The sequence below is a fragment of the Cryobacterium frigoriphilum genome (assembly GCF_004403305.1).
GTDB lineage: Bacteria > Actinomycetota > Actinomycetes > Actinomycetales > Microbacteriaceae > Cryobacterium > Cryobacterium frigoriphilum.
Map to the genome: position 1 here is coordinate 18,539 of NZ_SOHE01000007.1, position 13,465 is coordinate 32,003.

The 13,465-nt window shown below is 64.5% G+C and carries 12 protein-coding genes; all 12 read right to left on the bottom strand.

What is annotated here, in order from left to right:
• Positions 1–25: 25 nt before the first annotated feature.
• The 12 genes from E3T55_RS01120 to E3T55_RS01170 all read right to left on the bottom strand — a co-directional run bounded on the left by E3T55_RS01120 (position 26) and on the right by E3T55_RS01170 (position 13,096).
• Positions 26–925 carry a prepilin peptidase gene (locus E3T55_RS01120; RefSeq protein WP_134517745.1) on the bottom strand — a complete coding sequence of 300 codons (900 nt, stop codon included), beginning with the start codon at positions 923–925 and terminating at the stop codon, positions 26–28.
• 3 nt (positions 926–928) lie between these two features.
• On the bottom strand, positions 929–2,413 hold the full coding sequence (locus E3T55_RS01125; protein ID WP_134517746.1) for a hypothetical protein: 1,485 nt from the start codon (positions 2,411–2,413) through the stop codon (positions 929–931).
• Positions 2,414–2,478: 65 nt separating this feature from the next.
• Positions 2,479–3,189 (bottom strand): PulJ/GspJ family protein, encoded by a 711-nt coding sequence (locus tag E3T55_RS01130; RefSeq protein WP_134517747.1) that lies wholly within the window; start codon positions 3,187–3,189, stop codon positions 2,479–2,481.
• 8 nt (positions 3,190–3,197) lie between these two features.
• Complete coding sequence (locus E3T55_RS01135; protein ID WP_134517748.1) at positions 3,198–3,611, bottom strand: hypothetical protein; 414 nt, start codon at positions 3,609–3,611, stop codon at positions 3,198–3,200.
• A gap of 93 nt (positions 3,612–3,704) precedes the next feature.
• Positions 3,705–4,217 carry a prepilin-type N-terminal cleavage/methylation domain-containing protein gene (locus tag E3T55_RS21010; RefSeq protein ID WP_134517749.1) on the bottom strand — a complete coding sequence of 171 codons (513 nt, stop codon included), beginning with the start codon at positions 4,215–4,217 and terminating at the stop codon, positions 3,705–3,707.
• Between the two features lie 205 nt (positions 4,218–4,422).
• Positions 4,423–5,028, bottom strand: a complete 606-nt coding sequence (locus tag E3T55_RS01145; protein ID WP_134517750.1) for a hypothetical protein — start codon at positions 5,026–5,028, stop codon at positions 4,423–4,425.
• A 2-nt stretch (positions 5,029–5,030) separates the two neighbouring features.
• The gene (gene pilM / locus E3T55_RS01150; protein WP_166791637.1) at positions 5,031–6,734 is read right to left on the bottom strand and encodes a type IV pilus assembly protein PilM; all 1,704 of its coding nucleotides are present in this window, start codon (positions 6,732–6,734) and stop codon (positions 5,031–5,033) included.
• On the bottom strand, positions 6,731–8,245 hold the full coding sequence (locus E3T55_RS20145; protein WP_166791638.1) for a polymer-forming cytoskeletal protein: 1,515 nt from the start codon (positions 8,243–8,245) through the stop codon (positions 6,731–6,733). The genes pilM and E3T55_RS20145 overlap by 4 nt, the downstream gene beginning before the upstream one ends.
• The gene (locus tag E3T55_RS01155) at positions 8,233–8,835 is read right to left on the bottom strand and encodes a hypothetical protein (protein ID WP_134517752.1); all 603 of its coding nucleotides are present in this window, start codon (positions 8,833–8,835) and stop codon (positions 8,233–8,235) included. The genes E3T55_RS20145 and E3T55_RS01155 overlap by 13 nt, the downstream gene beginning before the upstream one ends.
• Before the next feature lie 211 nt (positions 8,836–9,046).
• A complete protein-coding gene (locus tag E3T55_RS01160; protein ID WP_134517753.1) occupies positions 9,047–10,276 on the bottom strand; it encodes a type II secretion system F family protein in 1,230 nt (409 codons plus the stop codon).
• Positions 10,276–11,433 carry a type IV pilus twitching motility protein PilT gene (locus tag E3T55_RS01165; protein WP_277613474.1) on the bottom strand — a complete coding sequence of 386 codons (1,158 nt, stop codon included), beginning with the start codon at positions 11,431–11,433 and terminating at the stop codon, positions 10,276–10,278. The genes E3T55_RS01160 and E3T55_RS01165 overlap by 1 nt, the downstream gene beginning before the upstream one ends.
• Positions 11,426–13,096 (bottom strand): GspE/PulE family protein, encoded by a 1,671-nt coding sequence (locus tag E3T55_RS01170; protein ID WP_134517754.1) that lies wholly within the window; start codon positions 13,094–13,096, stop codon positions 11,426–11,428. Before E3T55_RS01170 ends, E3T55_RS01165 begins: the two co-directional genes overlap by 8 nt.
• Positions 13,097–13,465 lie beyond the last annotated feature (369 nt).

Here is a 13,465-nt window from a genome sequence, read left to right on the forward strand (position 1 = left end):
GTCTTATACCACCGCGGGTCGAGGTTCAGACAAGGCCGAAGAGCCCGAGGTAACCGCCCGCGAGCGCGTCGCCGGCGAAGATTCCCACCCAGGCACCCGCGAGCATCCACGGCCCGAACGGGATGCTGCTCTTGCGCCCGACCTTGCGCCCGAGCAGCAGCGCCACGCCGAAGACGCCGCCGAGCAGAAACGCGCCGAACGCGCCGACGAAGAGTTCGCCCCAGCCGAGCCAGCCGAGGTACATGCCCAGCACGCCGGCCAGTTTCACGTCGCCGAGGCCCATGCCGCCCGGGTAGATGATGGCCAGCAGTAGGTAGAGCGCGAAGAGTGCCGCGCCGCCAATGAGCCCGCCGAGCAGCCGCTCCGGCTCCCCGAGCAGCAGAGCGGATGCCGTGAGCAGCACTCCCCCGACAATGTAGGCCGGCAGCACAATCTTGTTCGGCAGCGTGTGCGTGTCGATGTCGATCATGGCCAGCGCGACGCTGATCGCCGCGAAGTACAGCAGGCCGACGGCCAGCACGACGATCCCCGCCATTTCACTGGTCGAGCCCACAATTCCGTTGGTCGAGCCATAAATTCCGTTGGTCGAGCCAATAATTCCGTTGGTCGAGCTTGCCGAGACCACCCACTCAAAAGTCGAGCCCGCCCACAACACAACCCCGCCAAAGAAGACCGCGGTTCCCAACTCCACCGCCGGATACCGCCACGAAATCCGAGCCCCGCAGTCCCGGCACCTCCCCCGCAGCACAAACCACGACACGACCGGCACGTTGTCCCACGGCCGAATCCGTGCCCCACAGCTGCCGCACGCGCTCGGCGGCGACACGATCGACTTCTTCGCCGGAACCCGATAGATCACAACGTTCAGAAACGACCCGATCAGCGCGCCAAAGATACCGGCCACCGCAACAAGAAAAACCAGCACTAATCAGTCCAAATCCCGAATCGAGGTGCGCTCCGCATACGCAGGCGTTTTAGAGGTCCCACCGATGCCTATATCCAGCCCGAGATCCAGGTCAACCCCAGGCAGCCCGACTGGACCGTAGGTTGTAATGGACTTCACGTCCAACTTGATGTCATCCCCGTAGAGTTGTCCGTTCAACTGTGCTGAGAATCCAATCTGTATTCCGCAAGGCGTGTAGACCATAGCGTTTACATGAGAATGAATTATGAATGACTGATTCATTGTGAAGGTATTTTTTCCAACCCCCTTCGGACAGCTCGGCTGGCTATTGTCAGTCAGGTCGGGAGTAATCATCCAAAGATTTGTTTGACTCGCCGCGTCGATATGGCCGTCGAGGCCAAGAGCAAACTCTTTTGCGATAAGTGCGAGATCTCCATTCAGCGTCAAAGTTTCAGTTTTATATACTAAGTCGATTCCCTTAGCGCAGGCCCTCGCGTCAACTAGTCTCTTTTTCTTAGCCCCGGCGATGGCCGCCCGTATGGCCACCACGTCACATGTAGATGTTGAGGGAAGGGTTATGACCTCAAATTCCGGCCAATCCGCTACGTTGTAGTCGTAATCAACCCAATCAGGAACTGAAGGTGTTTCTGGACGCGGTGTTGAAGGAGCAGGCCAAAGTGCTCCTAGAAGGCCGCTCAAGACTCCTTCGATTCCTCCATAGATTTGAGCTGAACCCTTAACGTCTACGTCGCCGGTCGCCCACACATCTTTATAGATAATCGCACTTCCTTTGGCAGTGACCGCCTCAGCAACCAAGGATCCGTGAATTTTGGAGGATCCATGCAAATCCGCTAGCCCATCAGCCCAGGCGTTACCCATGACTTGGCAGGAGCCACCGAGAACGAGATCGCCAGACCCAACGACCACATCGGCAGTGATGATTCCGGTCCCGGCGACATCCGTCTGGACGCACGATAGATCCCCAGTCTTCAACTGAATGGTCGCCCTTGATCCATCGACTTCTTCAACTTTCTCGGTCGCCGTCTGTAGTTGGCTAGAACCGAAAACTTTGAGGGACCCGTAGGCATAGATCGCTGCCCCTGTACCCAACACTTCACCGGCAGCCGAAGACCCCTCATCGGCAGGCGTGTACTTGAAAATTGCCTCAACTCGTCGGGTATCGCCGCCCACAGCGGTCGCCCATGTCACGCCTTCAGCCAGGCCTGTAGCGACTACTTTGAAGTTTTTGGCCACCACACCCACGGTTGGACAATCAGGCGTCCAAACTCCGTCGTCCGCTGACTGGTACTCGATCTTGATCTTGAATTGGATGCCAACCGTAGCTGAGTCCCCGGGGCAAATTGAAGTTGCTAGGCTTGCAGCCGCCACATCGATGCCCGCTTCGGCGGCAGCCTGGGCCTGCACGCTGGCCCTCGTCGACCCGGTGGCCGCCAACGTTGACATTGTGGAGCCGACTATGGTGATGGAGATAATGGCGAAGACGGCCATGATTCCGATCACCGCAAGCAGGGAGCTACCGCGCTCGTTGCGTTCCGCTGGATTGCGATTCTTGTCTAGAAACATAGTTTCGGCTCCGAGCTGGTTACGCGGCGGATAGTTGTTGATTCGATCTGCACCGGGTCGCTGTTCTGTCCGGCTGCCACAGCAAGTGCCAAATCGATGGTGTCCGCTCCGGACGCAATCGAAGTGCCACCAAGTCCAGAACTCACCGTCACGCCCAGGCCAAAGCCCAAGGGGAGGTTGATGCTCAGGCCGACGCCCGAAGCCGGGGTAGGCGGCGTGGCACTCGAGACGCGGGCGGTGAAAACTGCGCCGTCTGAGTCACCTGCTGCGACGCCGTGCGCCATCAACATCCAGCCTTGCAAATCGCCGCTCACCGCGGGATCAAAAATCTTAGCTGTGTCACGTTTGAAGTACACGGCCCCATCATCGTCTTCGGTGAAGTACCACGCTTCGCATTCAGGGCCCGCGGTCACGGCCCCAGTTACGGTCTCGGCGACTAGGAACTGGTATGACCCACTGTGGCTCGACGTCAGCTCCATCTTCAGCGAGTTGCGCACGCCCGAGTGAACGGACTGCGAGACAAGTTGACCAGACGTCGTGGCCTCGGACCGCGCGGTGATGCGCTTCTCCGCCGTCAGTGTGCTGATCAGCATGCCACCGACGAGCGTCAGCACGATGACGGCGAACGCCATGTAGATCAGGAGCTCCACCAGGGTGAAGCCCGCGTCGGCGTTCGTTCGAGCGGTACGAGGTTTCGGCATGAGAGCTTCTAGTGGTTTTCAACAAGCATGAGCGTTGTTGCGGATGCGATCGGCACCGTGTCGGGTTCTTCTATCACTGACACGGTGGCAGTGACAGTCGTGGGAAGAACTGTGGTTGTCGACGGGCAAGTGATATCTATCGTCACGTTCAGTACTTGGCTGCCCGACACTGTCACTGTTGAGGATGACGAACTTGCGTAGTCGTCAAGGGTTGAGCAGGTAGTGCCGAGCGACCGAAGCTCTTCCATCTCTTGAGCGACGAGCTGCGTCGCCGTTGCGAGTGTCGAGTTTGACACCGACACTCGCAACGACTGCATCAGCAGCGGGAGGAACGCTATCGCGAGCAGAGCCAACAGAAACATCGAGACGACGATCTCGACAACACCGAAGCCTGAATCGTGCTTTTCGTGCGACACCGACATTTTGATCTCTGAATCCGTTTACTTTGCTGCAGATATATACGGGACGTTCAGGCTCGTGCTAACCGCTCGGCCGCGATGCCTAGTTTCGTGCTATCAGCCAGCGGCTGGCGCTACAGCCACGCCCACACCGGTAACCCAGTCAATGGCAGTACCGGATTCCGTGATGGTAAAGGCGTGGTCTGCGGTAGTAGACGGCGCTGTGGCTGTCCCGCTACCATTTGTCTCGTCCCAGGTTCCGATGATGAGAAAACCATTTGCGCCCGCAGTTCCAGCGCTTCCAACGCCTGTGGCGGTCATTATGTCATCTGTGGTCGCAGAGTAGGTGACTGTAATCTCGTCACTCGCCGTATATCCAGACAGCGACGACAATACGATGTTTTCGAGTTTCGTCCCGGTCGTCAGCTCAGCGGCAACAGCAGCCTTGGCGTTCGTGATTGCAGTCTTGACGGCGTTTTCCTTGGCACCTTCCTGCTGGTTCAAGAAGATCGGGATGGCGACCGCGGCGAGAACGCCGAGGATGAGAACCACCACGAGCAGCTCGATGAGCGTGAAGCCCTTGTCTTTGGTTCCGAGGTTGGCACGCTTGCGCGCGAGCGCAGCGGTCATGGAGCGAATCATCTTAAGTCCCTTTTCGAGTATTTAATCGAGTGGGACTTTCTATAGCCCCCCTAGGCTCAGGTTAGAACCTAAAAGCGCCGTGAGATGGGTTTTTCTAGGGGGCAGGCTACCCCCAAAACGGGCTGTAGGTCTGAGCCGATCGACGCACTATAAGCACCTGTTCGAGACCCCTGACAGCAGAGACAACGAGCACTTACTGATCAGCAGGCCCGGTCAGCACATAGACGATCGCTGAGATCGTTCCGGTCACAGAGCCGCCGGTCTCGCCGGCCTGCGCGGTGTTGAACGAGGTGACCGACAGCATCCGCTCACCGCCCTGCAGGCCGTTCAGAAACGCGAGCACGGCGTCGTAGCTGCCCGAGACGTTGAGCGAGACCGGAATACCCAGCAGGGTACCGGCGGGCAGCGGCGCGGCCGACGTCGCCGACGCCCCGGCAGTGCCCTGCCGTGACGGCTGCGCCTGGGCGCCGCTGACCGACACCGCGTCGACGAGCACCTGGTGTTCGAGGGCGAGGGCATCCAACTGCAAGATGAAGGGGGCGAGGTTGGTGCTGTCCGGCAGGCTCAGCCGCAGGTCTTTAAGCTCGTCGTGCAGATCGGTGAGGCGGCTGACCTCTACCTGCAGCAGGGCCAGTGCCACCCCCGACGACACGTTCTGGGTCTCGAGGGCTGACGTTTGCGCCTTGATCGCGGCCGTCTGGGCCGAGGTCGACGACACCAGCAGACCGCCGGCGACGAGCAGCATGACTCCGACGGCGATCGCCGTCAGCAGCGTGAGAAGGGTCCTGTTCGTGCGCATGACTACTGCCCCCCGGCTAGGGGCTCGGCGGGGTCTCTACCGGAGTACGCCTCACCGTTGATGTGCAGCACGAACGTGGCCAGGTATTCGCCGGTCGCCGTGCGGGTGATCTGCCCGGGGGTCGCGTCGACGAAGCCGGGCAACGCCGACAGCCGGCGCAGCAGCACCGCGTTGCTCTGCAGCTCGGGGCTCGACAACGACAGGCGCAGGGAGGCGACCCGCTCGCCCTCGAGCGGAACGGTCGACTGCCCGTAGTCCGCGAAGGGGGTGGCGCCGTCGGCACTCACGCTCGTGATGCTGACCCCGGCAGGCAGAGACTCGCGCAGCTGCCCCAGATACGCCTGCCAGTCGATCTCGGTCGAGAGCGTCACGCCCTGAGCGTCGCGCACCTCGTCGAGGTCGTTCTTCAGGCGCTGAAGGTCGGCGAACTGCTTGCCCTGATTGATCAGCAGGGTCGCCGCGGCCTGGGCGGTCTGCCGTTGCTGGGCGGCCTGCATCCGCTCGACCATTGAAAAACCGACCCCGGTCGCCACCAGCACGGCCACCAGCGCGACCACCGCGGCCGATCGGCGCCGCAGCGTTTTCTCGGCCTGACCCAGGCGCACCTCGGGTGGCAGCAGGTCGGCGCGCGGTTCGCCGCCCGGCTCGACGCGCAGATGGCTCGCGGATGCCCGCCCCATCGCGAGTCCGCAGGCCACGAGATACGTGCCCTTCGTGGCGCGCAGCCGAACGCCGTCGATGCCGGGGCCCAGCAGCATGCCGGCCGGCTCGGCCGAGACAACGGCCAGCCCGGTCAGGTCGCTCAGCGTCTGCGCGAAGCCGTTCAGCCGGGATCCGCCGCCGGCCAACACGATCTGGGTGACGCGCAGGTCGCGCCGCACACTGCCGAAATAGCTGATGGTGTTGCGCAGCGCCTCGAGCAGTTCGTAGGTGACCTCGCTGATGGTCGTGGTTGCGCCCGCCGTTTCGAGCGTCATCCGGTGCGAGAGCCCGACGAGTCGTTTCAGGTTCTCGGCACTGGTGTCGTTCACACCGAGAACGTTTTTGAGCGCCTCGGTGACATCGCTGCCACCGGATGCGATCAGCCTCACGAACTGCGGCACCCCGTCGACGGCGATCACGATGCTCGTCGATCCGGCACCGACATCGATCTGTGCGATCACCCGGTCGGTCGCCGTGCCGAGGTACACCGCCCGGCTGAGCGCGAAGGGAACGAGGTCGACCGCGAGCACCCGCAGTCCGGCCTGCTGCACGGCGCGCACATTGCTGACCACCGGCGCCTTCGCGGCCGCGATCAGCAGCCCCTGGGTTTCGGAGGCGGCCGACGTCTCGGTCGTCGCAATGGGATAGAAGTCGAGCAGGGCATCCTCTATCGGAATGGAGATCAGATCGCGCACCTGCAGCGGCAGGGCTTCGCGAATGCGTTTCAGCGACGCGCTCGCGACCGTGAGGTTGCGGGCCACCACCCGATCGCTCGCGACCCCCAACACCACGTTGTGGCTCGTGAAGCCGCCGACCTGCCAGATCTGTTCGAGGGCCGTGCGCACCGCGGCGGCGTCGACGATCTCGCCCCGGTTCACGGCTCCCACCGGCAGCGGGGCCTCGGCGTAGTGCAGCAGCGTGGGCGTGCCGGAGTCGACGTCGCTCAGTTCGGCGGCGCGCACAGCCGAGGTTCCGATGTCGACCCCGACGACGTGGCCCTTCACTGGGTCGCCTCCGCTGCGTTGGCCGACGGGTCGCGGGCCACGTCGCGCAGCGACTCGCGGGCGCCGAGCTCGAACACCCCGGCGCGCGGCACGCTCGACACGTTCACGCCCGGAAACGGCATGGCCTGGTAGCGCAGAATCGACGACATGCGCACCCCAACGGTGGCGCCGTAGAACTGCCCGTGCCAGATCGCCGAGTTCATCATGGTGAGCGGGCAGGGCGTGTACAGCATGGCGGTCACCCCGGTTCCGGCAATGAACGAACCGCTGATGACGGATGCCGCGGGCCCGCCCGCGCAGGTCGGGGCACCATCATTTGTTTCATCGGGAGTGATGAGCCAGAGGCGCGCCGAGCCGACCGCCTGAAATTGGGCGCTGCCGCCGAGCTGGAACGAGTTCGCGATGATCACGAGATCGTTGCTCAGCGTGAGGATCTCCGCGGTCAGCGTGCGGATGCCGCCGATGCAGCCGCGGGCATCGATGAGCACCGGCGAGGAGACGTCGGCGACGAGCGGCTGCAGGGTGAGAAAGTTGCAGATCCCCGAGGCGGACTTCTTGACGAATCCCGTCCACTCGGGTTTCTCGTAGCTGAAGTCGACCCAACGGGGGCCGGTCGGGGCGGGCACGGGCGCCGATGGGCCCAGCGTGATGGTGCCGCCGACCTGCGAGCTGCCGGTCGTGACGAGTGATTCGGCGTTCAGGTTGCCCTGCACCTGGGACGAATCGGTGAGCGTGGCCGCCTTCACGATGGCGGCGTTTCCGCGCACGATCGAGCTCTGCGAGGTGGTCAGACTCTGCGCCGACAGGTCGCCGTGAACAATCACCGATCCGGCGATGCGGGCCTGACCGCCGACCTGCGCGGTGCCGAACAGCTGGCAGGACTGCTCGAGTGCGAGGGAGCCGAGCGCAATCACGAGGTCGGCGGTCAGCACGTTTGAGCCCGCACAGCTCACGTTTCCGGCGCCGGCCTGAACAACGGGCTGGTTGTCATCGCCGGGCTGCAGCTGGCTCGAGTCGGTGAAGGCGACCCCGGAGTGGGCCGTGATCGCCGCGGTGACGACGGGTTCGGTCGCCGCGGAGCCGTAGATGGCTTCGACCGTGCGGGTGTCGCCGGAGGCGTTGTTGGCGGGGCCGCGAAGGTCGGCGGTGCCGGTGGAGAGCACCCGTACCCGGGTGCTGCCGGACTGCGGGCAGCCGTCGATCCAGCCGCCGCCACTCTGGTAGGACAGCTTGATCGTGTAGCGCGGGGCGCCGCCGGGTGAGGCGAGAGGCGGGCAGGCCTGTCGGGCGAGGCTCGCGTTGGCGGCGGCGATTCCCGCCTCGGCCGCGGCCTGCGCCTGAACGCCGGCCCTGGTAGCGCTCGTCACGCCGAGGGCGCTGAGGGTCGTGCCGGCCACCGTGATGGTGATGATCGCGATGACGGCCATGACCCCGATCACGGCGATGAGGGCCGCGCCGCGGTCGCGGGGCTCGGCTGGGGCGGTGGTCGTGCCGGTGGTCAGGCGAAGCATGTCGACAGTCCCGTCACGTCTTGCCGGCTCGTGCTCGTGGCCGTAAACGGCGCGGGCGCGTCACCCACATCGGTCGCAACGCTCAGCTCGAGCCGCACGGTATCGGCGGGAGTGCCCGACACTTTCCAGGGAGCGGCCACGCTCGTGCCGGGAGCGATTCCGGAGCCGAGCAGCAGCCATCCGTCGCTGGACAGCTGCGCGGCGGTCGGAACCGTGATCGGCACCGCGGAGACGTCGGCGCGCCGGTAGTAGACCCGTCCCGGCGGCGTCGCATCGTAGAACCACGCCTGGCAGTACGGCGTGGCGACGGCGGCATTGCCCACGTTCGCGAGCCGCAGCAAGTGCCCGTTCGGGGCCTGGGTGGTTTCGAGGGCGACCGCATTGCGCACCCCCGCGTGAATGGACTGCGTAATAATCTGCCCGGCAGTGGATGCCCCGGTGCGCCCCGATATCGTGCGCTCGGCCGCGAGGGTGCTGATCAGCATGCCGCCGATGAGCGTGAGCACGACTACCGCGAAGCTCATGTAGACGAGCAGCTCGACGAGGGAGTAGCCGCCCTCTGGCGTCGCCTCAGAGCCTGCCTCAGACACCGAGAACGCTCCCGCCCCTCCGTTCGCGCGTCGAGTGACGCATACGGCAGAAGTTGTTGAGGCTACGTTACCCCTGATCGGGGGCGTATGGGCGTTCTATTCTCTTTTCGCCGGTCGATACCGCCCAAGCCGACCTACGGTGCGGAGATCGGCTCGCGGGGTTTCGACCGGCGCGCTGTGCGCGCCGGCTCAACCAGCGGGTGGCGGGCGGCTACTTGACGTAGTCGAAGATGCTGAACATGGGCAGGTACAGGGCCACGACCATGCCGCCGATGACGATGCCGATGAACGCGATCATGAGCGGCTCGATGAGGGCCGTGAGCTGCTCCGTCGTGGCCTGCACCTCCTGGTCGTAGAAGTCCGCGATCTTGGCGAGCATCGCTTCGAGCGCACCGGCGTCTTCACCGACCGCGATCATCTGCGTCACCATCGCCGGGAACACGGGCTCGAGCGAGAGGGGGCCGGCGATCGACCGCCCCTGACTCACCGAGTTCTGCACCTTGAGCAGCGCGCGCTGCACGACCCAGTTGCCCGAGGTCTCCCCCACGATTGCGAGGGACTGCAGAATCGGCACGCCGGCGCCGATCATGGTCGAGAAGTTGCGACTGAAGCGGGCGATCGCGAGCTTGGTCAGCAGCGGTCCGAAGACGGGAATCTTGAGCTTGATCGGGTCGACGACCTTGCGCACCCCGTCGGTGTGCTTGTTCTTGCCCCACCAGATCGCGAACACGACGCCGACGACGATGAGCACCGGCGCGAGCCAGCCCATCACCTCCGACAGGGTCACCAGAATCTGGGTCGCGAACGGCAGCTCGCCGCCGAGGTCGCCGAACATGCCCTCAAACACCGGCACGATGAAGATCAGCATGCCGATCACCGCGACCACCGCCATGATCAACACAATCACCGGGTAGGCCATGGCCGACTTGATCGTGTCGCGCAGCTTCACCTCGCTCTCGAAGTTGTCCGCGACCGAGTTGAGAGAATCCTCGAGAAAACCACCGGTTTCACCGGCCCGCACGAGGTTGATCATGATCGGCGGAAAGACAACCGCGTGTTTCGACATCGCTTCAGACAGCGAAATGCCGGTTTCGACATCCGTCTTGATGGTGTTCAGAATTTTGGCGAGCGTCGGGTGGGTGGTCTGGTCGGCGAGGATGTTCAGCGTGCGCAGCAGGGTGAGGCCGGCGCTCGTCATGGTGGCCATCTGCCGGCTCATCACGGCGAGGTCTTTGAGCCCGACGCCCTTGCTGAAGCCGGGAATCTGGATGTCGCGGTTGATTCCGGTCTTCGGCGCGACCTCGTCGAGGGAGATCGGCGACAGGCCGATGGCGCGCAGCCGGGCCAGGGCCGCGTCTTCGCTGGCGGCCTGCAGCCGCCCCTTGACGATCTTGTCGGTGGAATCGCGGCCCTTGTAGGCCCAGGCCTGGGTGGCGGCCATCAGCGCCTCCTCGAGGAATAGCTGTCATGAAAGTCGATGCCGGAGTCGGTCTTGGCGGCGCGGGTGCCGGTGTCGGGCGCCGCCCGCCGAATGAGCTGGTCGAGCCCGACCACGTCTTGCGCCTTCTCCTCGGCCGCTTCGCGCGTGATCTGGCCGGCGTTGACGAGCTCGGCAAGGTGCTGGTCCATGGTGTGCATGCCGAGCGCCTTCCCGGCCTGCATCGCCGAGGCGATTTGGTAGGTCTTGCCCTCGCGAATGAGGTTCGACACGGCCGGAGTCGTCACGAGCACCTCGGTCGCGACGACGCGTCCGCCGCCGACCTTTTTCACGAGGGTCTGGCAGATCACGCCCTGCAGGGTCGCGGCGAGCTGCGAGCGTACCTGGCTCTGCTGGTGCGGGGCGAACACGTCGATGACGCGGTCGATGGTCTGGGCGGCATCCTGGGTATGCAGGGTCGCGAAGACGAGGTGGCCGGTCTCCGCTGCGGTGAGCGCGACCGAGATGGTCTCGAGGTCACGCAGCTCACCGATCAGAATCACGTCGGGGTCCTGCCGCAGCACGTGCTTGAGCGCCGCCGCGAAGCTGTGCGTGTCGTGGCCGACCTCGCGCTGGTTGACGAGGGATTTCTGATGGTTGTGCAGAAACTCGATCGGATCTTCGACGGTCACGATGTGATCGGCGCGGGTGCGGTTGACGAGGTCGATGAGGGCGGCGAGGGTCGTGGATTTTCCCGACCCGGTCGGCCCGGTCACGAGCACCAGGCCGCGCGGCAGCTGCGCGAACCGGGCCACGGTGTCGGGCACGCCGAGGGCCTCGAGCTGCTTGATCTCACGCGGAATCAGCCGAAAGGCCCCGCCCACGGAGTTGCGCTGCAGGTAGTAGTTGACCCGAAACCTCGCGTCGCTCGCCGTGAAGGCGAAGTCGAGTTCCAGCTCGCGCTCGAATTCCTCGCGCTGGGCCGGGGTCAGAATGCTGAACAGAGCGGATGTGACCCGGTCGCGCAGCCATTTCGTCGCACCATCGATGGGCGCGAGCGCACCATCGATACGGATGCTCGGGGGCGCCCCCACGGTCACGTGCAGGTCGGAGGCACCCCGGTCGAGCACCTCCTGCAGGGCGGCGAGCAGGTCGACGTCGGGCAATACGATGTCAGGCAACAACGCGCAGCACCTCATCGATCGAGGTCAGTCCCAGGCGCACTTTGGCCCAGCCGTCGTCGCGCAGCGTCGTCATGCCCTCCGCGCGTGCGGCGGTGGCGATTTCGGTGCTGGATGCCCGGGCGATCGTCAGTCGTTCGACCTCGTGCGAGACGGTCATCACCTCGTGCACCGCGACTCGGCCGCGGTATCCCGTGTTCGAGCAGGCGGCGCATCCGCCCGGCTGGTAGAACACCGGCGGCGCGGCCGCGGTATTGATGCAGAACCCCAGCCGTTCAAGCTCGTGCACGTCGCGGGTGTCGGGTATGCGGCACCGGGTGCAGAGCCGCCGGGCGAGTCGCTGGGCGACGACGCAGTCGATGGCGGAGCCGACCAGAAAGGGCTCCATGCCCATTTCGATCAGGCGCGTCATGGCGCTCGGGGCGTCGTTGGTGTGCAGGGTGCTGAGCACGAGGTGACCGGTGAGGGAGGCCTCGATGGCGATCTTCGCGGTCTCCTGATCTCGAATCTCGCCGAGCAGCACGACGTCGGGATCGCTGCGCAGAATCGAGCGCAGGGCGACCGCGAAGGTGAGGCCGGCCTTGCGGTTGACCTGCACCTGATTGATGCCCGCCATGCGATATTCCACCGGGTCTTCGACCGTGATCACGTTGATCTCGGGCTTGGAGATGGTGGTCAGCGTCGTGTACAGGGTCGTCGACTTACCTGACCCGGTCGGACCGGTGACGAGGATCATGCCGTTGGGCTTGGTGTACGCGGTGCGGAAGGCTTTCATATTGTCTTCGAGCATCTGCAGGTCGCTGATGTTCATGCTCGCGGTCGCGTTGTCGAGAATACGCAGCACGACCTTTTCGCCCCACACCGTCGGCAGCATGGCGACGCGCAGGTCAATCTGGCGCCCGTTGTGGGTGACCGACATGCGGCCGTCCTGCGGTTTGCGCCGCTCGGCGATGTCGATGTCGCTCATGATCTTGATGCGGGAGATGACACCGCTCTGAATGTTCTTGGGAGCGCTCTGCATCTCGTGCAACACGCCGTCGATGCGGTACCGCACCCGCAGGCTGTGCTCGCCGGGCTCGATATGGATGTCGGAGGCCTTGTCCTGGATGGCCTGGCTGACCAGCAGGTTCACGAAGCGCACGATCGGGGCGGCGTCTTCGGGCGAGTCGGACTCGCCGAACAGGGCGTCCTCCTGCGGCACGAGCTCTTCTTCGAGGGTCGAGGTGAGGTCGTTGAGCTCTTCGTCGGCGCGGTGGTAGCGGGCGATCGCGGCCATCAGGTCTGAGCGTTCAACCACGACCGGGTTGACCCGCATGCGGGCGGCCTCACGCACATCGTCGAGCGCGAACACGTTGCCGGGGTCGACCATGGCGAGCACCAGGCGGTTGCCCTCGAACCCGATCGGCAGCACCTCGTCACGCTGGCACATGGCCGCGGGCACCTTCGACAGGGCCAGCCGGTCGACCGGGTACTCGATGAGTTCAACGAACGGCAGTCTGGTCTGCTCGGCTCTGGCCCGGGCGAACTGCAGCTCGGTGATCACCCCGCTCGCCACGAGCGCCCGCACCGCACTCTCGTCGGCGGTGTCTCCGGCCTTCAGGGTATCGAGCTGCTCGATCGGCAGCAGACCGTGCAAAATCAGGATTTCAGTGAGGCTCGACACAGAAACACTCCCCCGAGCGTGACGCGGCTGCTGAAGAGCCCGGGACAGAGGCAGCTGCGCCGGTGGAACATGTCCAAGGTGAGTCGGTGACACTCCACAGTATCTGTGTAGCGCAACAAGGTGACAGACCCACAACGGGGGGCGTGCGCGGCCGGTGCCACAGCCGACAGCCTCCCCCGGGGGGCTAATTCAGGAGATCTGCGGCCTCCCCCCGGGGGCTAATTCAGGAGATTTGCGGCCTGATGCGGCGGCCGTCGCACTGGTCCGGCGGCAATGGCACTGTCACCGGACAGTTTTCCTGAATTAGCCACGGCGGGCCGACCGCGGGCGGCGGCGCGCGGGGGCCGGCTGGGCGGGCGGCAGCCGGGG